Genomic DNA, 20,536 nt, shown 5'->3' with positions numbered 1-20,536 from the left:
GGGATATACCCCACCGGCGAATGCAGAGAATTTTTATGCGAAGCGGGTTTCCTCACAACACAAAGGGCCTCCAAGCCCTCTTTTTTGCGTTCCTCACTCCGCAAATCGGTCCGCCACCGAGCTGGCGCCGAACGACATCGGCTTAATCCGCGCTTCGTAGCCGACGGAAGTGACCCAGCCGCAAATTTCCTGAATCAGCACCTTCGTCTCGCCCTGCTGGCCGATGTCGATGTGAATTTCCAGCGGCCACTGGGAAGTCAGGTCGCTCATTCCGCTGCGGTTCAGCAGCTCGACCAGCTCCAGGCTGAGCTCGGTTTCGCGGTAAATGCGTGTGCGCAGGTCGAAGAGCGGACGGCTGCTCCGTTTGCGGTAAAAAAAGCGGGCTCCCTTGCCGATCCGGTGAATGATGACGGCCGTGACGAGCGTCGTGCTGCGCCGGGTCGTATGGGAATCCGTTCCGATAACCAATTTATAGCTTGCTTCCTGATCTTCTTGGACAAAGTCGTGCAGGATTTTAACCATTTCCTCCAATGTAACGGAACCTCTAGTCGGGCTAAGGAACATCATCTGTTATCCAACTCCCTCCAAGATTGAAAATGACCCCATAGCTATAGTTTACGCCAAAAATCGTTAAAATAGTTTAAATTTGCAGCGGATCGACTGGAATCGGTACTTGGAACTCAACGGGTAGTCAACAGAAAAGCAAAGGACCAAACGAGGTTTAAAAAGAGGATCGACATAAGAAAGTAGAGTGTGTTAAACGTAAGCCGTTTGCATAAAGGAGCCGGGCCCCTTTGAAAAAAGAGCCTAAGCCTTACGGCTCAGGCGAATGAAAAAAACATCCTCTTTTATTGTAAAGTAACGGGAGATCAAATTCAAATCGTTTGACATCGGTAAATTTTAATAAAATTCTGAAAACTAATTCAAAATAGAGCGCTTTCATCATATAATGGAATTAACCTGTCAGCGGCATCGCTGTAAAAGGAGGCTTGGCGCCATGGAGGGAAGATTTTCCGTCGGACTCGTTGTAGGAACGATGCTCAGTATACCGCTGTGGGTATCCGCTATCGGGTGGATGAGGCTCGCAGGTTCCGCTGTAGAATATTTATTCCGGCATCATATCATCTAATGATCGGGCAGAGAGCTCCGCAGATGACCTGGGGACCCGTCCCGGACGTCTCGCTCTTCCGTTTGCCTATCGTCATAAGACCGCACTTTCCGCAGGCGAAAGCTTCCGGAAGAAACGCGGTCTTTTCTTTGTTCTCCGCATAGGGAGAGCATGTTCCTTTTTGTCGAAAAAACAGGTAAAATAAAGGAAATGCGCCTGTTATTTCGTACGATTAGGAAGGGGAGAGCACGTATGAAAATGATGCCGCGTCCGTTCAAAAAGCCGGAACGGGGAATCAAGGTCAAAGCGGGGACGGCCTGCCTTTTTCTGCTGCTGACGCTTCCTTGGCCTGTCGCGCAAGCAGGCTTTTTGGACCGGGTGAAAGACATTTACGACATGCCGGAGCAGATCGGACAGCTCCAGAATCAATATAACGAGACGAAGCAGGAGCTGGATCGAAACCGGGAGCAGCTTGAGACGACGCTGAAGCGCTCGGAGGAAGCCGCAGAGCAGTACAAAGCGACGGAGCAGCGGCTGATGGAGGAAAATCGCGAGCTTCGCAGCCGCAACGAGCAGTTGGAGCAGGTGATCCGGCGTTTGGAAGAGGCGGAGCAGGCGAGCGCGCAGCGCACGAGGCAAATCGTTCGGACGGCGCTGACGGGAGTGCTGCTTGTTGTGCTCTATTTTGTTCTGATGCGCGTGATCCGGCTGGTCGTATGGCGCCGGAACCGCAGCGCAAGCCACCGGGGAGGGAACGGATGAAGATTCATGTAGAAGAAGGAGCCGGAAGCGACGGACAAGCGGCAGCCGTGGAGCTTGCCGCCGGCGAAGCCGCCTTGGTGCTGCATCCGAAGCAGATCATCGCCTTTCAGGGCCGTTCCGGAAGCCGGGAGGACCGTCTGCTGAATGTGGCCGGAGTTTATCGGAAAAAGCGCTGGATCGAGTCGCGCTTGACCGGCCCTGCGCGCTTTGTGCTGGGCGTCCCGGCAGGCTACAGCTTCCGGGCGATGGAGCTGCCGGAGGATAGCAGCCTGCTGTTCGACATCCGGTATGTGCTGCTGTACAGCGAGGGGATGAAGCTGCAGAGCCGGTTCCAAAAAATCAAGCAAGCCGTCGTGACGCAGGACTGGATTCGGATGAAATTTTCCGGCGGGGGCACGCTCGGTCTGCTTAGCTGCGGCCCTTTATGCGAGCTCACGATCGATCCGTCGGAACCGGTTTATGTCGATATCGGCTGTCTCGTCGCTTATCCGGAGGAAGCCAAGCTGCAGCTGTGCGTCTACGGCAATCCGCTTGCAAGCCAGCGCATGAACTACCATTGGGAAATTACCGGCTCGGGCAAGGTGCTTTTGCAGCCTTCCAGACCGAGATTCGGGCTGGCCGATCCTTTGCAGGGCGAGTCCTTGTTCAAACGGATTTTGAGAGAGGCGCTTCCGTTCGGCGGAGTCATTATAAAGTAAAATTTATGAAAAAACATGAAAAAGCAGGAATTCCTTGTCCTCCGGTAGAAATGGTTTACTAGAAGATGAAATTTGACGAAAATTGCAAAGGGATGGGAGTGTGTGTATGGAGTACCTGCACGGAACCTACAGTATCCCTCTTGTTTTGTTGTCCGTCTTTATTTCCATCTGTTCCTCGTATTGCGCACTGGATTTAAGTGAAAGGATGCCGAAGCTGTACGGCCGTTCCAAATCGCTGTGGATGGTACTCGGGTCCGTCATCATGGGCCTCGGTATTTGGTCGATGCATTTTATCGGCATGCTGGCCTTGCATCTCCCCGTCGACGTTCGTTATCATTCTTTTTATTTGGTTTTGTCCATCCTCTTGCCGATAGGCGCTGCTTGGGCTCCGCTCTCTGCCATCTCCGGGAATGCGCCGACCTGGCGCCAGTCGCTTGCCGGCTTTCTATGGATGGGTCTTGCGATTGCAGGGATGCACTACACCGGGATGGCCGCGATGCAAATTCCCGGAATGATTACGTATAACGTGTATTGGGTCGGCGTGTCGCTGCTCATTGCTTTCGGAGCTTCGTTCGTTGCTTTTCGCTGGTCGTTCGTTTATCGAGAAACACATGAAGGGAGACCGTCGTCATTTTCGGCAAAATGCATCACGGCCGCTCTGCTTGGCTTCGCCATAGCAGGGATGCATTACAGCGGCATGCAGGCGACAAATTTCCAAGTGAACGGAGCTTTGATGCATGGTACAGGAGAGGAGCTTCAAGGCTTGGACGATATGCTGCTGGCTTCGTGGATCGGGGCGGCGGCGCTCATCGTGCTGCTGCTCCTCGCCTTCAGCCAATTTCTGGAGCGAAGATTCACTCAGCGGCTTGTGGATGGGAACAAGCAAAGATACGACTCCGTCTTCGAGCATAATCCCGACATGGTTTGTCTGTTCGATTTGAGCGGGCGGCTTCTTCGGGCCAATCCCGCCGCCGAACGCATTAGCGGGTATTCCCTTGAACATTTTGTCAGCCAGCCCTTCACCCGCTTTATGAACCGCCGGGACAGCATGAAGATCCGCGCCTGCTTCGTCCAAGTGCTGGAGGGGACGCCGCAGACGGTCGAATGCTCCATTCGCCGCCGGGACGGGCGGACCGTGCATTTGAGCACGACCATCGTGCCGATGATGGAGAACGGAAACATCGTCGATATCTACACGATATCGAAGGACATTACCGTGCAGAAAAAAACGGAGCGGCAGCTGATCGAAGCGAAGCTGGAGGCCGAACGCGCGGCCCGGGTCAAAAGCGAGTTTCTCGCCGTCATGAGTCACGAAGTCCGAACCCCTTTGAACGGGGTGATCGGGATGAGCGAGCTCCTGCTTGAAACCGATTTGGGCGAGGAACAGCGCGAGTACGTGAAGATTATCGGAAAAAGCGGCAAGGCGCTGCTGTCCGTCATCAACGACGTGCTTGATTTTTCCAAGATCGAATCTGGTAAAATGAATATAAAAAGCGAGCCTTTTCATCTGGCGGAATGCCTGCAGGAGACGCTGCGGCTGTTCACGCCGCAAATCCAACACCGAGCGCTTGAGCTGCACGTGCATTCCGATTCCGGTGTCCCCGAGTTTCTGATCGGAGACGAGGTCCGGCTCAGGCAAGTTCTGATCAATCTGATCGGAAATGCCGTCAAATTCACGGAACAGGGGGGAATTGAGGTCCGTATTCGGCAAGTCTGCCGCAGGGGAGAGCAATTGGAGCTTGAGTTTGCGGTCCGGGATACCGGAATCGGCATCCCGACAAAGGCGATTCCATATTTATTCCAGCCATTCTATCAACTAGATTCCACAGCGCGCAAGCACGGAGGCACCGGCCTCGGTCTGGCGATAAGCAAAAAACTGGTGGAGCTGATGGGCGGCAGCATACGGGCGGAATCTTCCCCGGGAAACGGAGCCGTCTTCGTGTTTACGATCCAAGTCCGCTGCATCGAAGATAAAATGGCCGTACGGCTTTAGCTGTCCGGCCCTTATTTTTGTCTTTCGCTGGACGGAAGAGCAACCTTTTTTTCATTAGCTGCGTATTAATTATGGTTTCGTGCGGATTGTTTTTCAAATCCTGTAAAAACAGCTTCGTCAAGAGAAAGGATGAGAACCTATGACCACTTCTTCACCGGGTATGGGCAATTTATTTCGCAACCGGTTCGTACAAGTCATCCTGCTGTCGGGTTTGCTGCTGCAAATCGGCATTTGGGTGCGCAACTTTGCCATTTTGTTGTATGTCGTAGATCAGACGAATGGGGATGCGTTCGCCGTATCGATGATCTCGGTGGCCGAATTTGCGCCGATCTTTATTTTCTCGTTTATCGGAGGTACGTTCGCGGACCGCTGGAGGCCGAAGCGGACGATGGTCTGGTGCGATATTCTCAGTGCGGTATCCGTTTTTGCCGTGCTGCTGACCCTGGTATACGGCACCTGGAAGGCCGTATTTTTCGCCACACTCGTCTCAGCCATCCTCTCTCAGTTCTCACAGCCTTCGGGGATGCGGCTGTTCAAGCTGCATGTGCCCGAGGCGCTCATTCAAGCGGGCATGTCGATTTACCAGACGATGTTCGCGCTGTTCATGGTGCTTGGTCCGATTCTCGGGACATTCGTCTATCAGCGTTACGGCATTGTGGTAGCCATCGCTATCATGGGCGTCGCTTTTCTGCTGTCCGCCTTGGTGCTCGTCATGCTGCCGCCGGATACCGAAGAGGAGACTGCCAAGGAGGGCACTTCGATTCGCGAGGAAATGGTCGCCGGCTTCCGCTACGTGCTGTCCCGCAAGCTGCTGACTACGCTCGGTCTTTGCTTCATGATCGCCGGTTTCGCGATCGGCCTCATTCAGCCGCTCGGCGTCTTCCTGGTTACGGAAAGACTCGGGCTGCATAAAGAAAATTTGCAGTGGCTGATGACCGCGAGCGGCGTAGCGATGATAGTGGGCGGCGGTCTTGCGATGGGGCTGTCGAAAAAGTTCGCGCCGCAAGTGCTGCTCATGATCGGTATGGCGGTCAGTGCCGTAAGCGTTGCTCTTACGGGCTTTTCGACGGTGCTGTGGTTTACGCTGTTCGCCCAGTTCCTTGCGGGCTTGGTACTGCCCTGTATTCAGATCGGCATTAATACGCTTATATTGCAAAATACGGACGCGGCGTTTGTCGGACGCGTGAACGGCATTTTGAACCCGATTTTTATGGGCTCGATGGTCATAACGATGAGCTTGGCCGGTAAGCTGAAGGAGCTGTTTTCGATCGTGGGGATGTATGAAGCGTCGGCCGTTCTGTTCGTATTAGGCGTATTGGTCATGCTTCCGGTCATGCGTATGCCGGCGAAAGCCGGGATGCCCGAAGGTTAAGCGGCAGTCACTAAAGCAGTTGGGAAGAGGAGCAGGCCGTGGATACCATTACGCATACCTTGTTTGGCCTTACGTTATACGGAGCCGTCGACAAACGCAGCATGAGCCGGGCGGAAAAGCGGGCGCTGCTGTTTACGACCGTCGCAGGCTCGCAAATTCCCGATATCGATGTCATCTCCGCGTGGTGGGATACGGCGGGACGCTACCAGATGTGGCATCGCGGGCTGACCCATTCGGTCTTTCTGGTGCCAATCTGGGCGGCGCTGCTCGCAGGCGTCTCACGGCTTCTGTGGAAAACCCGCGGTTGGAGCTTGTTTCTGATCGGCTGTCTCGCCGTCTTCATCCACGATACGAGCGATTTGTTCAACGCCTGGGGGACCGGTTATTTCGAGCCGGTCTCGACGATGCGCATTACGTTCGGAACCATTCCGATCGTCGACCTCGTCTTCTGGGCGCTCATGCTCGCCGGATGGCTCTGGGCCCGCTTTCGGAGAACAGACCGGGATCGTTCGCCGCACCGCGTGTACCGCCTCGTCTGGCTGTTGATGGCGCTCTACGTCGGGGCGCAGTCCGCCCAAGGGTACACGCTGTACATGCAGGCGTCCGCGCAGTACGAGCAGGTGGCGCTTTCCGCCGATTTCGTACCGGGAGTGTTTACGGTGATCGGCAAGCAAGGCGGCACGGTCGACTTGCTGAAGGGCTCGGTGTGGACCGGCGTCAAACCGGCAGCGAAGCTTCAATCCCAAGAAAACGCGGATCTGGATCGTTTGTTTGCCGCCAATCCGAAAGCGAAGACGCTGTACGAATGGTCTCCGTTCGTCGTGATCGTCGATGACGGGACCAGGCTCGGCCTGTACGACCCGCGTTTTTACCGGGGCGGACAGTCATTTTTATTCGAATTCATCGAGAAGCAAGCACTTTAACCTCGCATCTATGCAAAAACGCCTCGTTTTCCGGCGATTCGTCGCCGGGAACGAGGCGTTTGCTGTTTCAAACGAGGTTACGGAGTGTAAAAGTTTTGTGTGTAATAAATATGCATCGAGCCGCCAAAGCTGACACCTACGCCAAGACGCTTGATGTCGCTCAGCAGGTTTTTGCGGTGGCCTTCCGAGTTCATCCAGCCGTGGTGCGCGAAGATGGCGCTGGCTTGTCCGGCGGCGATATTCTCGGCTGCAGCACGGTAAGTAATGCCGCCCTGCTTCATCCGGTCGAACGGGCTGTGTCCGCTCGGATCGGTATGGTCGAAGTAGCCTTGGGCTCCCATATTCTTACTGTGCTTACGGGCCGTTTCCGCCGCTTTGTCGTCCCAGCCGAACGGCTGCAAACCGAGCTTCACCCGGGTGGCGTTGGCAAGATCGAAGCTCTGAAGCTCGAACGAGCGTGCGAGCGTGTCGCTGCCTTCCGGATAAAAGGAAGCAAACGCCTGCTCCGTCGGTTTCTCGATGACCTGCAAGCCCGTAACCGTGCTGTCGCGATAAATATCGTAGAAAAAGGTGACATAAGCTCCGGCGATTTCGTAGGTGCCGTATTCGCCTTTGCCGTAATTGATCATGAAGCGGGTATTTCCCTTCATAATATAGGAGACCGGACGACCGTACTGCTTCTCGACTTCGGCTTTGCCCGAGCCGTCGGCGATCCCGCGGTCGGTGCGCCAATTGGCTGACGGCGAGTACAAGGCAACGACTTTGCCGCCGCTGACGCCGATTTGGGCGTAGTCTTTATAATCCTGGTTGTAGATATACCATTGGAAGCCGTATTCGCTTGCGTCTTTGCGCGCCGGCTGCCCCAGCTTCTGCACCACCGCATCGGCCGAATCGCCGATGGCCACGCCTTTGACTGAGACGGCTCCTTGAGCTTGGGAAGCGGTCGGAACGTCCGATGCTTCCTTGGAAGGAGCGGGGGCGGGACGGAGCGCGGAAACGTTTTGCTTCAGATTGCGGATGAACTGAACCGCTTCCGCCCGCGACAGGCGATCTGCAGCTTTGTAGCCTTCGACGGTCGCAGACGTTTTCCCCCGGGACAGTCCTTTATCGAGCAAGTAACGGATGGAATCGTTCAAATTGAGCGCTTGCTGCTGTGTGGCTGCGATCAGCCGTGCGACATGGCCGCGGTTGTAGGAATTCCGGTCCGTATTTTGAAGCAGCGGCCAATGGCGGGCGGCGGCATAGGAATAATAAGGCTCATGCCACGGGGCTCCGGATTCGGACGCAGGAACGGCATTGTCCGGATAGGCGCGCAGCAGCATCGCGAGAAATTCCGGCTCGGACACGACGGCATTTGGACGAAACGTACCGTCCTCGTAACCGTTAACGATGCCGTTTTGCACCGCCCAGGAAATCGTTTCGGCACCCCAGTGACGGCTTGTATCGGTAAACGCGGAAGCGTCGGCGGCTTGCGAAGGGATGGAAGCGGAAAAGATGGAAGCGAAGCTCAGGGCAATGGGCAGAGTATAAGTTAACCAACGTTTGTTCAAAGCGCATTCCTCCTCTTGCCTAAGATGATATCGTTTCCATTAACTATATAAGCCGTTTCTTTCCTTGTCTATGTTAATCTTAACCAGCAAGGGCGGCACAAAGGGGGCGGCAGCCGGGCATACGAAAATAAAAAAAGTTGAATGAAAGCGCTTGCTATTGGGTGAAATTTCGATTGCCAAGTCATAATTGTCGGCGAGCCCGCATACTTAATCTGAGACCGTAGGACAAAAAAGCATCATCCTTCAAAGCCGACATGCACAAAGGGGGTTGCGTCTTGATTCAATTCCGGGATGTGAACAAGCACTATGGTCATTTTCACGTATTGAAAAACATCAATTTGACCATTGAACCGGGCGAGGTCGTCGTTGTGATCGGACCGTCCGGTTCGGGAAAAAGCACACTGCTCCGCTGCATCAACCGGCTGGAGACGATATCCGGAGGGGAGCTGACGGTGGACAATATTAAGGTCCATGACAAGAAAACCGACATCAACAGCCTGAGGCGCAATATCGGCATGGTATTCCAGCATTTTAACTTATACCCGCACCGCACGGTGCTGGAGAACATCACGCTGGCCCCGATGAAGGTGCTCGGTCTCTCGCGTCAGGAGGCCGAGGAAACGGCCATGATTTATTTGAACAAAGTCGGCATTCCCGAAAAAGCGAAGTCCTATCCGTCGCAGCTGTCGGGCGGGCAGCAGCAGCGCGTGGCGATAGCGCGCGGGCTTGCCATGAAGCCGAAGATCATGCTGTTCGACGAGCCTACGTCGGCGCTCGATCCGGAGATGATCGGAGAAGTGCTCGACGTCATGCGCGACTTGGCCCAGGAAGGCATGACGATGGTCGTCGTCACCCACGAGATGGGCTTTGCCCGTGAAGTGGCCGACCGGATCGTCTTTATGGATCAAGGGCAAATTCTCGAGACGACGCCTCCGGCCGAATTTTTCGAGAGTCCGCGCGAGGAGCGGGCTCGCACGTTTCTTAGCCGGGTGTTGAATCACTAATCCGATATTCGTATATCCAAATGGAGAGGGGACTGGACTGTGAAAATGCTTAAAATGAAGAAGCTGTTTTCCTTTACGCTCGTTTCGATGCTCATGCTTACGATGGTGGCGGGCTGCGGCAACAAACCGGCGGAACAGCCGGGAGCCGGGGGCGGAACGCCCGGGAAGCCGGAAGCGGCCGCTTCTACGATTGAAGCCATTAAGAAACGCGGCAAGCTTATCGCAGGCGTCAAATACGATACGAAGCTGTTCGGGCTGAAAGATCCCGGCACCGGCAAGGTTGAAGGCTTCGATATCGATATGGCCAAGCGGCTGGCGAAAAGCATTTTGGGCGACGAAACGAAGGTCGAGCTGAAGGAGGTTACCTCCAAAACGCGCATTCCGATGCTGCAAAACGGCGAAATCGACATCATTATCGCCACGATGACGATCAATGAAGAGCGCAAGCAGCAGGTCGACTTCACGGACGTTTATTTCAAAGCAGGCCAGTCGCTGCTCGTGAAGAAAGACAGCACGATTCAATCGATCGCGGATCTGAAGAAAGGAACGAAGGTCATGGCGGTCAAAGGCTCCACGTCGGCGGTCAACATCAGGGCCAAAGCGCCGGAAGCGACCGTGCTGGAGTTCGACAATTACCAGGACGCGTTCACCGCGCTTAAGGCCGGTCAAGGGGATGCGCTTACGACGGACAATGCGATTTTGCTCGGGATGGTGAAGCAGGATCCGAGCTTCCGGCTGGCCGGGGGCAATTTCACCGACGAGCCGTACGGGATGGCGATCCGGAAGGGCGACGGCGAATTTGTCGGTTACGTCAACAAGTTCCTGAAGGACATGAACGCGAGCGGCGAATACGACAAGCTGTATGAGCAGTGGTTCGGAGAAAAGCCGGCGAAATAACGTCGAAATAACAAGCTAAGCGTGCATCCTTGTTGCCCGAAGGGAGGCTCAACCGGACATGAACGACCAGCTCCTGCGTTTCGATATATTGATCAAGCATTGGGATACCTATATGCTCGGCTTCGGCAATACGGTCAAAGCGAGTGTGATCGCGCTGCTGGCAAGCTTTGTATTGGGAACGGTTATCGCCATATTCCGGATCGCTCCGCTGAAGCCGCTTAACTGGCTGGGCACGGCATACGTGGAATTTATCCGCAACATTCCTTTGCTGCTGATCGTTCTGTTGATTTATTTGGCGGCTCCGGCGCTCGGTCTGCCGTTCGACGGCTTTACGTCGGGGACGATCGCGCTGTCGATCTACACGGCGGCCTTCATTGCGGAGGCGATCCGGGCGGGCATCCTGGCCGTTCCGCAGGGCCAGACGGAGGCCGCCCGTTCGTCGGGGCTGACGTACTTGCAAACCATGCGTCACGTGGTACTTCCCCAAGCGATCAAAATCGTCGTTCCGCCGCTCGGCAACCAATTTTTGAACCTGGTCAAAAATACGTCCGTGCTTGGGGTCGTCGCGGGTCTTGACCTGATGTACTTTGGCGATATCGTCTCGACGCAGACGTTCGTCACGTTCAGCGTCTATATTTTTATCGCGCTGTTCTATCTCGCGCTGACGATTCCATTAAGCTTCGGCGTACGGTATTTGGAGAAGCGAATGGCGTTCTAACGCCCGGCAGAGGAAGGGGGAAGCGACATGGACTTCGCCGGAGCCTATGCCCCGGAAAATCTCAAGTTTCTGATGCAGGGGCTTTACGTGACATTAAAAGTGGCCTTTTTCTCGATTATTTTCAGCTTTATCCTCGGCGCTCTCGTCGGCACGCTCAGATATGCGCGCGTTCCCGTGCTTTCTCAGGTTCTCGCGGTGGCCGTGGAGACGATCCGCAATTTGCCGCTTCTGCTCATTATCTTTTTCACGCGCTTTGCGCTGCCCGAGGTCGGGCTGAAAATGTTCCAAAATGCCGAATACTCCGCGATCGCAGCGCTTACCGTGTTCGAAGCGGCGATGATTGCCGAGATTGTCCGCAGCGGTCTGCTGTCGATCGAGAAGGGGCAGATGGAAGCGGCCCGCTCGTCGGGGCTCACCTACGTTCAGGCTTTGTGGCATGTGATTTTACCGCAGGCCTTGCGCAGGATGGTGCCGCCGCTCGTCAGCCAGTTCATCTCGCTGCTCAAGGATACGTCGCTGGCGACGGTCATCGTACTCGCCGAACTCATGCACAATATGCAGATCGTAGCCGCGAAAAACCCGAACTGGGTCATCCCGGTTTTTATCGCCGGGGCGCTGATCTATTTTGTGGTCAACTACGCGTTGTCGCTGCTGGCCAAACGGCTGGAAGTCCGCCAAGCATAGAATGGAATAAATGGTCCGTTTTGACGAAAATGAACCGCTCGCTTGGGTCCCTTGGAAGGGGCAGGCGAGCGGTTCTGTTCTTTTGATGGAGCACGGAGCTACTTCTTCTTGCCGGTATCGCAAGGGCTTGCCTCGCGGGATACCGTCTCCTCCGCCAGCTTGTCGCCGAATTGGTCGAGACGTCCCGGTTGGCTGGCCGGTCCGTCGTTGTCCGGCTTGTTGTTTCTTCCTGTCATAGTTGCTCACCTCCATTCCATTGGTTAGCGTACCAAGAGGAGGGGCGAATTATTTCATCATTTTAGCCAAGCTTTCGATTTGAGGATGAAGGCCAGCGAAGCGAGTCCAAATGCCACCACGACGGCTTCGAGCAGCCAGATGTTCAATTTCATTCCTTGACTGAGTCCCGGCAAAAAGTCGATCACGGCGTGAAGTCCGATCGCATACGCCAAATACAGCAGCTTGCGGCTGCGGACGGCGTAGAGCACCAGGAGCGACATGGCGATCTGAATCAGCAGCGCGGCGATCCGTTCGATTCCGCCTAGGGCAAAATGCGAGGCGGGCGTCGTGAGCAGCAGCGACTTCACGGCGAGCAGCGGTTCGCTCGGAGCCCCCGAAGCGAGCAGCTTATCGAATTGTCCGGCGTTGATCAGAAGCGACATATAGAGCGACTGCACGCTGCCCAGCACGCCGATGAGCACGGCTTCGATCCCGCCGTGGCCGAGCCCGAGCGCGATGCCGTCCTTCCGTTCCCGGTTGCGTTTAAGCCAGAAGCGGAAGGCGATGTAACGTCCTGCTTCCTCGAAGATGCCGGCCGCCAGAGCGCCATACGTTGCCAAGGCCAGCGGGTTTCGGCTCATGAGGCTTGCAGTGTACGGATTACCCTGCAGAACGTAGACATGGAGCAGCTTCTCTAGCACCTGGCTGAACAGGATAAATACCAGAATACCGATGCCGAATGCTTTGAGCGAAAACTTTTCTTTGCGGTAGTAGACGATAAATAATGCTGTCGGTACGCCAATAGACAATATGGCGGTCGTGATCATAAATATAATGGACCATGAGCTGACCATGGGCGTTTCACTTCCTTTCTCGGGGTCTTATTGCCATACAAGCAGGCCTGCGGTTATGGTGACGATTCCGACTGCGGCTACGAACAGCTCTGTCAGCGGCAGCGACCGTTTGGCCAGCCGGACGGAGACCAGGTTGAACCCGGTATGCGCCGGAATCATCAGAAGGAGCAGCCATGGCATATGGGCGATCAGCAGTGTGCTGCCGATGTGGAACATGCTGGCGAAAAGGCGCTCCAGCACACCCCACAGCGGGGAGCTGTTCATTTGGCCGGTCGATTCAAGGAACGCCTTGGCTTGCATCGCTTTTTCGTCCGTCCGCTTGATGATGGAAGCGAGGACGATCCCATTGACGACGGCGAAGACGACCTCGATGGCCGCCCAGCCTTGACCAAGGGACAGGGCGGAGTTGAGCGAGAAGCCGGTTATCCAGAGCGCCAGCAACCGGACGCCTTCTTCCAGCGGCCCGGAGGCGGCTGCGACGAGCAGGCCGGCGCGCTCCTTCGGCTGCTTGCGGACAAGCAGCGCAATCGGACCGCGAAGCAGGAGCGCGGCCCACCAACCGGCGGCACCGATCCCGAAGGCGGCCCAATCCGCCGGAAACCCGGCATAGCGGAAAGCGAGCCAGAAGGCGGCGGGAACGGCCAAATAAAGCGGAATCGCCATATAAAAGCGGCGTCGGATACGATCGTAGAAGGCATCGGTCGGTTCGTTAGATGTTGTTTGGGTTGGGTTCATGAGCGTCACTCTTTTCCTTTTGAATCGGATGCTTGCGGCTCCGGGATGATGATGGTGGTGAATAAGCGCCGCCGTCGTCCGGGTTCGGGAGACTTCGTCATGGCTTCCCGAATCAGAGGGCGAAGGGCCTGAGCGAATTCGGCAAACTCTTCGTCCGTCAAGTATAGCGGTACCTGCCGGTAGCCGACGCCGTCTGCCTCCAAGTCGAAGGAGGGCTGCTGTAAATAGCGTCCGTAATCGTCTACCAGCGAGGCGACGAACGTCATGAAGTAGCGCAGGTTATCGTCCCGGTCGGCATGGGCCAAATCTGCCGCGGACAGGACGGCTTGCTTATCGGGCAACGTATATATTTTCTCGATCGTTCCGCGCACTTGGCGTTCGTCGGCTACGATCAGTACGCCGCCCTTGTACAGCTTGTTCAAATGCCGGTACAGCGTCGCTTGTGGAATATCGGGCAGCGCCTCGACCATTTCGAGCGCGGACATGCGGCGTCCGCCGACCAGCAGCCCAAGAATGCGGAAGCGGACCGGGTGTAAAATCAGGTCGGCTTTGGTGTCTTTCATACAGCCTTCACCTCAAACATTATCATTATTGATAATGATTATAATGGGTTTTGCTCCTTTTGTCTAGGTGGCAGCGTGGGGTTACACAGGAAAAGAGCGGACATGCTTGAGTAAAAACGGGCAACATAGGGTAAGGAAAAAGAGAAAGCCATTTCCATACAAAGGAGCGATGGAGGATGAGCAGACCGATCCAAGCTTATTTTCATACGGAAAACGAAGCCGAGGACGTTCGGATCAAGCTGCAAACGTACCGGGTGGAGCAGGTTGAAATCGGACAATTGGATGAAGCGCTGGACCGCGATACGCCGCTGCTGTTTCCGATTGCTGTCGTAGGCACGGGGACAATTCCGGCCGGTGTCGGTTATGCGGGCAGCGAGGCCGGACCGATCGCCGCAACCGGCGCAGCGGCGGCCGGTGCTTATCTCGGCTTTCGTACGTTGGACGAAGCCGGGCACGACATAAACGGTGACGGCGTGGACGACCGGGAGCTCCGCTACGCGCTGAGCGCGAAGGTGGCCGAGGAGCAGTACGACGAGATCGTCGATCTGATCCGCCGCCACCGGGGGCACGTGGCCAAGCTCGACTGAAGGCTGCTCGCTGTTCGCTGCTTGCGGAAAAAAAATGCCCGCTCGCGGCACGGAAGCGTTCCGGCCGGCAGCGGGCAGAGTAGACGGGCTGGCATGTAATGGCTCTCTACAGCCGAACAGCCCCGATAACGTTAAGCGCGGCGCCGCGTCAAATGAATGAACGTAATGGCAAGCGCCAAGACAAGCACCGATCCTTTGATGATGTCAAAGGCGTAGTACGGCAGGTTGAGCATCGTCAGCCCGTTCAGCAGCACGCCGATCAGGACGGCGCCGAAAAACGTGCCGATCACGTTCGGCTTGCCCGCGCCTAGTACGGAGAAGCCGACGAACACGGCGGCGACCGACTCCATCAGCAGCGGCGCCCCGGCATCGATCTGGCCGGAGCCGACGCGGGCGGCGAACAGAATGCCGCCGATGGCGGCGAAGATGCCGGACAGCACGTAAGCGAACGTGCGAACGCGGTTGACGGCAATGCCGGACAGGCGCGCGGCCTCCTGGTTGCCGCCGGTCACGTACATTTGGCGGCCCCAGCGGGTGTACGTCAGAAAGACGTGGACGAGGACGACGGCGATAATCATCAGCACGACCGGCACCGGGATGCCGAGCAGCTTGCCTTGGCCGATCCAGAGGAACGACTCGGTGAATTTGCCGGGCGCTTTCGTTCCGTCGGTCATCTGCATGTTGTTATAGATCGAGAAGCCTTGGGTATACGTTTTGTGCACGCCGCCGATGATGTACATCACGGCTAACGTCGCCAGCAGGTCCGGGATGCGGACTTTGACGATCAAGAGCGCATTGAGCAGTCCGATGACGATACCGATCAGCAGCGGGACAATGAGTACGACGATAAGCGGGAACTGGAACCATACCATCATCGTCGCCGTGACGACCGTCGTCAGTGAGACGGTAGAGCCGACCGAGAGGTCGAATCCGTCGACGATCTGCGAGAAGGTCACGCCGATCGCGATGAACGTAACAATCGAGATGGAGCGGAGAATGTCCGCCATGTTGTCGTAGGACAAGAAATTTTCGTTGAGGATAGAAAAAATCGCAATGACGGCGGCGATGATGAATAAGGCCCCGTATTTATAAGAAACATCCAGCCATTTGCCTTTCACTTGCTTATGCCTCCCCGCTGCTTGCATAGTACAATATTTTCTCCTGCGTCGCTTCGTCGCGGGACAGTTCTTTCACGATCCGTCCGTAGCTCATGACGAGAATCCGGTCGGCAATGCCGAGAATTTCCGCGATTTCGCACGATAAGTACACGATGCCTTTCCCTTCCTGGGCGAGTCGTCCGATCAAGCGGAAAATATCGCTTTTGGCGCCGACGTCGACGCCTTTGGTCGGTTCGTCGAACAAATATACCTCGGCATCCGTCGGCAGCCATTTACCGACCGCCACCTTCTGCTGGTTGCCGCCGCTCAAATATTTGACCTGCTGCTCCCGGTTCGGCGGCTGAATCCCAAGCTCGGAGATGCGGGCGTCCGCATTCTCCGTCTCCTTGCGGCGGTTGACGAAGCCGAGCCGGCTGAGCCGCTCAAGAAGCGTCAACGCGAGATTCGCCTTCACCGACAGCTCGACGAGCACGCCTTGCTTGCGGCGCTCCTCCGGGATGAGCGCCAGCCCCGCGCGGACGGCGTCAACCGGGGCGCGAAGCTTCAGCCCGCGGCCGTGCAGCCGCAGCTCGCCCGCATCCAGCGGGTCGGCGCCGAACAGAAGGCGCGACAGCTCTGTTTTGCCCGCGCCGACCAATCCGACGACGCCGACGATTTCGCCGCGGCGCACTGTCAGATCGACGCCGCGCACCTTGGTGCCGCTGGTCAGGCCGCGCGCTTCGAGCAGCGGCTCGCCGATGGCGACCTCCGCCTTCGGGAACTCCTCCTCGAACGGCTTGCCGAGCATCTCTTCGACGACGGCTTGCGTGTCCGTGCTCGCCGCCGCTTTCGTCGAGATGCGCTGCCCGTCCCGCATGACGGTAACCCGGTCGCTGATGCGGAACACTTCGCCGAGCCGGTGCGAGATGAAGATGCAGCCGACGCCGTCGGCTTTCAGCCGGTTCATGATGCGAAAGAGCTGCTCGGCCTCTTCTCCGGAGAGTGGAGCGGTCGGCTCGTCGAAGATGATAAACTTTGCCTTTTGCGCCAGCGCCCGGCCGATCAGCACCAACTGCTTCTGGGCGATAGAGAGCTCACTGGCCTGCCGCCGGACGTCCAGGCCGGTCAAGCCGATATCGGTCAGCACGCGGGAAGCTTCCCGCTGCAGACTGCTCCAATCGATCCAGCCGCGCCCGGCGGTGAGCCGGTCCAGCATGATGTTTTCTGCGACGGTCAGTCTCGGAACAAGCGCCGTATCGACCTCTTGATACACGCACTGGATGCCGCTGCGGATGGCGTCGAGCGGACCGCCGATGGACAGTGCGGCCCCGTCGATCAGGATGCTGCCCTCATCGGGCCGGTACGCGCCGGACAGCACCTTCATCAGCGTGCTTTTTCCGGCTCCGTTCGCGCCGAGCAGCGCATGAATTTCGCCGCCGCGAACTTCGAAATCGACTTGATGCAGCGCCCGGACGCCGGGGAACGATTTGGATATGCCTTTCATTTCTAGTCGAGCTGCGGAAGTGGTCATCGGGACAGTCTCACGCTCCTTCAACGGAAAATCCCACCGGCTCCGCAGCGGGTGGGATTGGGTTATTCAGATGTTACTTGGCCGCCGGTTTCTCGGCTTTCTTCAGCCAGTCGGTGTAGCCTTGCTGGCTGTTGCCCCAGCCTTTCACGTGCTCGCTCAGCTGAGCGGTCGAGATTTGCTGCTGTGGCAGCTGCTCGCGGGAGACGAATGCCGGGTCGAGAACGACTTTGTCCGGCGTTTGGTCGCCGTGAAGCTTTTGGTACAGGTAACGAACCTGGATGCGGCCGATATCCTTCGGATCGACGGCGGCGGAAGCGACCCACGGGCTCTTCTGATCCTGGATCATTTGCAGATCCTCGTCGCTCATATCGATACCGTATACTTTGATTTCCGTGCGGCCCGCTTGCTGAATGGCCCGCGAAGCGCCTTTGGCGAACTCGTCCCAAGCGGCCCATACCGCTGCGATGTCGCCTTTGTTCGGGTATTTCTTCAGAATCGCTTCCATTTGCGCTTGCGTGTCCAGAGCGGTGTTCTGCGATGCGGCGCCGAAAGCGGCGATTTCCTTGATGTCCTTGTTTTTGTCCTGGAATTCTTTATAAGCGACTTGACGGCGTTCCATCGGGGCGAAGCCCGCAACCCAGATTTTGACGATGTTGCCTTTGCCGCCGATGTCTTTCGCCAACTTGTCCAGCGTCATTTCGGCCATCTTGGCGTCGCCCTGCTCCAGCACGGTTACGCCCGGAACCTTCAGATCGGCGTCGAAGGCGACGACCGGGATTTTCTTCTCCAGCGCCCGCTTCACGCCCGCTTCGAGCGCCTCCGCCGTTCCATGGTCGATCAGGATGCCGTCGACCTTCTGGTTGATGGCGGCGTCGAGGTTCGAGGCCATCTTGGCAAGGTCGCCGTCGGCCGGAGTGACAGTTACTTTGCCTCCGAGCTTCTCGACCTGCTCCTTCACGCCTTCGATGTACTGGGCGGAGAAGGTGCCGAGGTTGATTTGCATAATAAGCGCGATCTTTTTATTCGCGAGCGGGTTGTCCGCGTTGCTTCCCGCTTGGGCGTTCGTGCCGCCTTGTTCCGAAGCCTGCGGTTTCGCACCGCAAGCGACCATGCTGATCGAAAGCACGAAGATGAGTACCAGCAGGACGCTTTTTCTCCAATGTGACATGACGATGAGTTCCTCCCCCGAATGGCTATAATTATATAATTCCAATGGAATTAGTAGGTGATAAATACTTTACCATTCTTTTTCATAAACGGTCAATATGCAGGGGAATATTTTTAGGGATGATCCTTCAAAAAACTACAAAATACGACAAATTGCCAGATACCCCTCATAGTAGCACAGACCTCTCCGGTTGGAAACGGGGAAATGGGAGTTTTCCGAATATTCATACGTCAACATAAGGAAAAACGTAAAAAAACTCCGTCATCTGATGATGAAACGGAGGAGGTTAGCGGTTATTGTACGGATTCGTGCCAGGGGCGGACAGGGAACACGGCTGCTTTTAATGAAATAAAAACGACACGGCCACGATCGCAACCGAGACGTAATGCAGCAGATCGAGCCACGGCTTCTTCGGACGCCGCAAAAGCTGGAACGTCATATGCGCGGAACGGATGACGATCAGAAACAAGGCGATTTGCACCAGCGCTATGGGCATGCCGGCTCCCTCCCGGTTCATAAATGGTATCTATCACAGCTTATGCGCCATTTTTCGGAACATGCCTCGGATGGGCGATGCTGCATCTGCTTTCCTGCAACATTTGGCAGACCCCGTCCGTCTAGTAAATAACTCCGGAGCAAACAACGAAAGGTGGTTCTTGATTATGATGAAAAAAACAGTGGCATTCCTGTCGGCGGCAGCGCTGCTCGGCAGCTTGGCAGCCGGTTCGGCCTCGGCATTCAACGATTTGAGCGCCGATCAGAAGGAACCGATCATGGCATTGAAGCAGCGTGGAATCGTCAGCGGGGTGGACGGCGGGCATTTCGTCCCGATGGGCAAAGCCAGCTATGCGCAAACCGTTCATATGCTGGTCAAAGGGCTGAATTTGAATATGGACACGATGCGCTTCATTAAGAAGCCCGAAGCATCGGATTATTATACGAACGTGCCGAATAACGCGTGGTACGCCGAATCTTTCGTGATCGCCCAAGTGAACGGGCTGCCGATTCCGAAGGATGTCGACCCGAACGGTACGGTTACCCGCGAGCAGTACGCGGATCTGCTGATCCATGCGATCGATACGAAAGGGACGTACCCTGTGATCGAAATGTTCATCGCCTTCGCCGATCAGGACGACATCGATCCGAAGGTGAGCAGCAGCGTGCAGCGGATGGTGCTGCACAAGCTGATCAAATTGGGAGAGGACGCGAAGTTTTATCCGAAGCGGGAACTGACTCGCGGCGAAGCGGCCGTCTGGCTGCACAGCGCGATCAAGTTCGTCGAATCGCATGCGAATGCGCAAAAGCCGGTGCCGCAGGAAGACGTTAAAGTAACAGTAGAAAAAGTAAACGACGACGTGAACAAAGTCGTGCTGTCCCGCGGCGAGAAGCCGACGGGCGGCTACGGTATCGCGATTAGCGGAATCCGGTTCGAAGCCGACGGCCGGGCGGTGATTACGTACACCTTGACCGATCCGAAGCCGGACAGCATGAACACCCAGGCGATTACCGAGCCGACAGCGGAAACTTACGTGTCGTCCAAATATAAAGCGGTAGCCGAGTCTGCTGCTGCAACGACGAGCGTCAGCCCGGCCAATCCGCAGTCTTAACCTGCTCGAGCGCCGCAAGGAAAGAACCGGATGTCTGTCGACCCCTTTCGAGGGAGCGGACAGCCGGTTCTTTTTCGTGCTGCCGTTTATTTTGGCCCCGCTCCGGATTCAAGGCGGAAATTCCCGGGTAAAACGGGTATAATACCCTTAAAAGCTATCTATCGATGGCGCAGAGTGTTAAGAAACCCTGGACGTGAAAATTTCAGACAAATAGAGGTGGGGTATATCCCGTAAGAGTTTACGTCCGCCTTTGAAACTCGTGAAAATACCGCTAATTCTAATCAAATTCACGGGTTTCAAGAGCGGCTGGAGGGATATACCCCACCGGCGTATGCAGAGAATTTTCCACGCGAAGCGGGTTTCTCAACAAGCTCGGCTAACCATCGATGGCATGTGAAAAAAGAGGAGTGGATCATCATGGACAAGCGGTATGCGGACGTAAACGGCACGAGGCTGGCCTACATCGACC

The 20,536-nt window shown here is 56.2% G+C and carries 22 protein-coding genes; 12 read left to right on the top strand and 10 right to left on the bottom strand.

Annotated elements, in window-relative coordinates:
* Positions 1-93 precede the first annotated feature (93 nt).
* On the bottom strand, positions 94-567 hold the full coding sequence (locus tag QJ48_RS24415) for a ribonuclease H-like YkuK family protein (RefSeq protein WP_054976035.1): 474 nt from the start codon (positions 565-567) through the stop codon (positions 94-96).
* A gap of 430 nt (positions 568-997) precedes the next feature.
* On the opposite strand from QJ48_RS24415, the gene QJ48_RS39270 reads away from it, so the two are divergent.
* From QJ48_RS39270 to QJ48_RS24390, 6 genes are all read left to right on the top strand, one after another.
* A complete protein-coding gene (locus QJ48_RS39270; RefSeq protein ID WP_272948153.1) occupies positions 998-1,129 on the top strand; it encodes a hypothetical protein in 132 nt (43 codons plus the stop codon).
* Positions 1,130-1,360: 231 nt separating this feature from the next.
* Positions 1,361-1,870 carry a hypothetical protein gene (locus tag QJ48_RS24410; protein ID WP_054976034.1) on the top strand — a complete coding sequence of 170 codons (510 nt, stop codon included), beginning with the start codon at positions 1,361-1,363 and terminating at the stop codon, positions 1,868-1,870.
* Positions 1,867-2,568, top strand: coding sequence for an AIM24 family protein (locus tag QJ48_RS24405; RefSeq protein WP_063858158.1), 702 nt, complete (start codon positions 1,867-1,869; stop codon positions 2,566-2,568). The genes QJ48_RS24410 and QJ48_RS24405 overlap by 4 nt, the downstream gene beginning before the upstream one ends.
* Positions 2,569-2,674: 106 nt before the next feature.
* The gene (locus QJ48_RS24400; protein ID WP_054976033.1) at positions 2,675-4,561 is read left to right on the top strand and encodes an MHYT domain-containing protein; all 1,887 of its coding nucleotides are present in this window, start codon (positions 2,675-2,677) and stop codon (positions 4,559-4,561) included.
* A 139-nt stretch (positions 4,562-4,700) separates the two neighbouring features.
* The gene (locus QJ48_RS24395; RefSeq protein ID WP_054976032.1) at positions 4,701-5,933 is read left to right on the top strand and encodes an MFS transporter; all 1,233 of its coding nucleotides are present in this window, start codon (positions 4,701-4,703) and stop codon (positions 5,931-5,933) included.
* 38 nt (positions 5,934-5,971) lie between these two features.
* Positions 5,972-6,856 carry a metal-dependent hydrolase gene (locus tag QJ48_RS24390; protein ID WP_054976031.1) on the top strand — a complete coding sequence of 295 codons (885 nt, stop codon included), beginning with the start codon at positions 5,972-5,974 and terminating at the stop codon, positions 6,854-6,856.
* Positions 6,857-6,933: 77 nt separating this feature from the next.
* Here the strand turns inward: QJ48_RS24390 and QJ48_RS24385 are convergent, their stop codons facing one another.
* A complete protein-coding gene (locus QJ48_RS24385; RefSeq protein ID WP_054976030.1) occupies positions 6,934-8,406 on the bottom strand; it encodes a CAP-associated domain-containing protein in 1,473 nt (490 codons plus the stop codon).
* 275 nt (positions 8,407-8,681) lie between these two features.
* On the opposite strand from QJ48_RS24385, the gene QJ48_RS24380 reads away from it, so the two are divergent.
* The 4 genes from QJ48_RS24380 to QJ48_RS24365 are packed head-to-tail and all read left to right on the top strand — an operon-like array spanning position 8,682 to position 11,709.
* Positions 8,682-9,410 carry an amino acid ABC transporter ATP-binding protein gene (locus QJ48_RS24380; protein ID WP_054976029.1) on the top strand — a complete coding sequence of 243 codons (729 nt, stop codon included), beginning with the start codon at positions 8,682-8,684 and terminating at the stop codon, positions 9,408-9,410.
* Between the two features lie 45 nt (positions 9,411-9,455).
* The gene (locus QJ48_RS24375) at positions 9,456-10,307 is read left to right on the top strand and encodes a glutamate ABC transporter substrate-binding protein (RefSeq protein ID WP_054976037.1); all 852 of its coding nucleotides are present in this window, start codon (positions 9,456-9,458) and stop codon (positions 10,305-10,307) included.
* Between the two features lie 58 nt (positions 10,308-10,365).
* Positions 10,366-11,025: an amino acid ABC transporter permease gene (locus tag QJ48_RS24370; protein WP_054976028.1), complete on the top strand. Its 660-nt coding sequence runs from the start codon at positions 10,366-10,368 to the stop codon at positions 11,023-11,025.
* Between the two features lie 27 nt (positions 11,026-11,052).
* Positions 11,053-11,709 (top strand): amino acid ABC transporter permease, encoded by a 657-nt coding sequence (locus tag QJ48_RS24365; protein ID WP_054976027.1) that lies wholly within the window; start codon positions 11,053-11,055, stop codon positions 11,707-11,709.
* Between the two features lie 98 nt (positions 11,710-11,807).
* Here QJ48_RS24365 and QJ48_RS38160 read toward each other — a convergent pair whose 3' ends face one another.
* Genes QJ48_RS38160 through QJ48_RS24350 form a run of 4 tightly spaced genes read right to left on the bottom strand, consistent with a single transcriptional unit; the run spans position 11,808 to position 14,077 of the window.
* On the bottom strand, positions 11,808-11,945 hold the full coding sequence (locus QJ48_RS38160) for a hypothetical protein (protein ID WP_193394492.1): 138 nt from the start codon (positions 11,943-11,945) through the stop codon (positions 11,808-11,810).
* A 57-nt stretch (positions 11,946-12,002) separates the two neighbouring features.
* Complete coding sequence (locus QJ48_RS24360) at positions 12,003-12,779, bottom strand: YhfC family intramembrane metalloprotease (RefSeq protein ID WP_054976026.1); 777 nt, start codon at positions 12,777-12,779, stop codon at positions 12,003-12,005.
* A 27-nt stretch (positions 12,780-12,806) separates the two neighbouring features.
* The gene (locus tag QJ48_RS24355) at positions 12,807-13,514 is read right to left on the bottom strand and encodes a YhfC family glutamic-type intramembrane protease (RefSeq protein WP_054976025.1); all 708 of its coding nucleotides are present in this window, start codon (positions 13,512-13,514) and stop codon (positions 12,807-12,809) included.
* Positions 13,515-13,519: 5 nt separating this feature from the next.
* Positions 13,520-14,077 carry a helix-turn-helix domain-containing protein gene (locus QJ48_RS24350; RefSeq protein ID WP_054976024.1) on the bottom strand — a complete coding sequence of 186 codons (558 nt, stop codon included), beginning with the start codon at positions 14,075-14,077 and terminating at the stop codon, positions 13,520-13,522.
* A 176-nt stretch (positions 14,078-14,253) separates the two neighbouring features.
* On the opposite strand from QJ48_RS24350, the gene QJ48_RS24345 reads away from it, so the two are divergent.
* Positions 14,254-14,664: a hypothetical protein gene (locus QJ48_RS24345; RefSeq protein WP_054976023.1), complete on the top strand. Its 411-nt coding sequence runs from the start codon at positions 14,254-14,256 to the stop codon at positions 14,662-14,664.
* Positions 14,665-14,795: 131 nt separating this feature from the next.
* On the opposite strand, the gene QJ48_RS24340 is transcribed toward QJ48_RS24345, so the two are convergent.
* The 4 genes from QJ48_RS24340 to QJ48_RS38155 form a co-directional block, all read right to left on the bottom strand.
* Positions 14,796-15,782 (bottom strand): ABC transporter permease, encoded by a 987-nt coding sequence (locus tag QJ48_RS24340; RefSeq protein ID WP_054976036.1) that lies wholly within the window; start codon positions 15,780-15,782, stop codon positions 14,796-14,798.
* 4 nt (positions 15,783-15,786) lie between these two features.
* Positions 15,787-17,292: a sugar ABC transporter ATP-binding protein gene (locus QJ48_RS24335; protein ID WP_054976022.1), complete on the bottom strand. Its 1,506-nt coding sequence runs from the start codon at positions 17,290-17,292 to the stop codon at positions 15,787-15,789.
* A 73-nt stretch (positions 17,293-17,365) separates the two neighbouring features.
* Positions 17,366-18,460: a sugar ABC transporter substrate-binding protein gene (locus QJ48_RS24330; protein ID WP_054976021.1), complete on the bottom strand. Its 1,095-nt coding sequence runs from the start codon at positions 18,458-18,460 to the stop codon at positions 17,366-17,368.
* Positions 18,461-18,800: 340 nt separating this feature from the next.
* Positions 18,801-18,956, bottom strand: coding sequence for a hypothetical protein (locus QJ48_RS38155; protein WP_193394491.1), 156 nt, complete (start codon positions 18,954-18,956; stop codon positions 18,801-18,803).
* Positions 18,957-19,122: 166 nt separating this feature from the next.
* Here QJ48_RS38155 and QJ48_RS24325 point away from each other — a divergent pair, with 166 nt between their 5' ends.
* The gene (locus tag QJ48_RS24325) at positions 19,123-20,067 is read left to right on the top strand and encodes a protease complex subunit PrcB family protein (protein WP_054976020.1); all 945 of its coding nucleotides are present in this window, start codon (positions 19,123-19,125) and stop codon (positions 20,065-20,067) included.
* Positions 20,068-20,536 lie beyond the last annotated feature (469 nt).

It is taken from the genome of Paenibacillus sp. A3 (assembly GCF_001399685.1).
In the GTDB taxonomy this organism is placed as follows: domain Bacteria; phylum Bacillota; class Bacilli; order Paenibacillales; family NBRC-103111; genus Paenibacillus_G.
This window is presented reverse-complemented; position numbering and strand designations above follow the sequence as displayed.

Excerpts from the sequence above, each read along its gene's own strand:
- QJ48_RS24360 (WP_054976026.1), bottom strand. The coding sequence starts at position 12,779 with ATGGTCAGCTCATGGTCCATTATATTTATGATCACGACCGCCATATTG.
- QJ48_RS24375 (WP_054976037.1), top strand. The coding sequence starts at position 9,456 with ATGCTTAAAATGAAGAAGCTGTTTTCCTTTACGCTCGTTTCGATGCTC.
- QJ48_RS24410 (WP_054976034.1), top strand. The coding sequence starts at position 1,361 with ATGAAAATGATGCCGCGTCCGTTCAAAAAGCCGGAACGGGGAATCAAG.
- QJ48_RS24405 (WP_063858158.1), top strand. The coding sequence starts at position 1,867 with ATGAAGATTCATGTAGAAGAAGGAGCCGGAAGCGACGGACAAGCGGCA.
- QJ48_RS24350 (WP_054976024.1), bottom strand. The coding sequence starts at position 14,077 with ATGAAAGACACCAAAGCCGACCTGATTTTACACCCGGTCCGCTTCCGC.
- QJ48_RS24355 (WP_054976025.1), bottom strand. The coding sequence starts at position 13,514 with ATGAACCCAACCCAAACAACATCTAACGAACCGACCGATGCCTTCTAC.
- QJ48_RS24395 (WP_054976032.1), top strand. The coding sequence starts at position 4,701 with ATGACCACTTCTTCACCGGGTATGGGCAATTTATTTCGCAACCGGTTC.
- QJ48_RS24365 (WP_054976027.1), top strand. The coding sequence starts at position 11,053 with ATGGACTTCGCCGGAGCCTATGCCCCGGAAAATCTCAAGTTTCTGATG.
- QJ48_RS38160 (WP_193394492.1), bottom strand. The coding sequence starts at position 11,945 with ATGACAGGAAGAAACAACAAGCCGGACAACGACGGACCGGCCAGCCAA.
- QJ48_RS24345 (WP_054976023.1), top strand. The coding sequence starts at position 14,254 with ATGAGCAGACCGATCCAAGCTTATTTTCATACGGAAAACGAAGCCGAG.
- QJ48_RS24335 (WP_054976022.1), bottom strand. The coding sequence starts at position 17,292 with ATGACCACTTCCGCAGCTCGACTAGAAATGAAAGGCATATCCAAATCG.
- QJ48_RS24330 (WP_054976021.1), bottom strand. The coding sequence starts at position 18,460 with ATGTCACATTGGAGAAAAAGCGTCCTGCTGGTACTCATCTTCGTGCTT.
- QJ48_RS24370 (WP_054976028.1), top strand. The coding sequence starts at position 10,366 with ATGAACGACCAGCTCCTGCGTTTCGATATATTGATCAAGCATTGGGAT.
- QJ48_RS24415 (WP_054976035.1), bottom strand. The coding sequence starts at position 567 with ATGATGTTCCTTAGCCCGACTAGAGGTTCCGTTACATTGGAGGAAATG.
- QJ48_RS24400 (WP_054976033.1), top strand. The coding sequence starts at position 2,675 with ATGGAGTACCTGCACGGAACCTACAGTATCCCTCTTGTTTTGTTGTCC.
- QJ48_RS38155 (WP_193394491.1), bottom strand. The coding sequence starts at position 18,956 with ATGCCCATAGCGCTGGTGCAAATCGCCTTGTTTCTGATCGTCATCCGT.
- QJ48_RS24325 (WP_054976020.1), top strand. The coding sequence starts at position 19,123 with ATGATGAAAAAAACAGTGGCATTCCTGTCGGCGGCAGCGCTGCTCGGC.
- QJ48_RS39270 (WP_272948153.1), top strand. The coding sequence starts at position 998 with ATGGAGGGAAGATTTTCCGTCGGACTCGTTGTAGGAACGATGCTCAGT.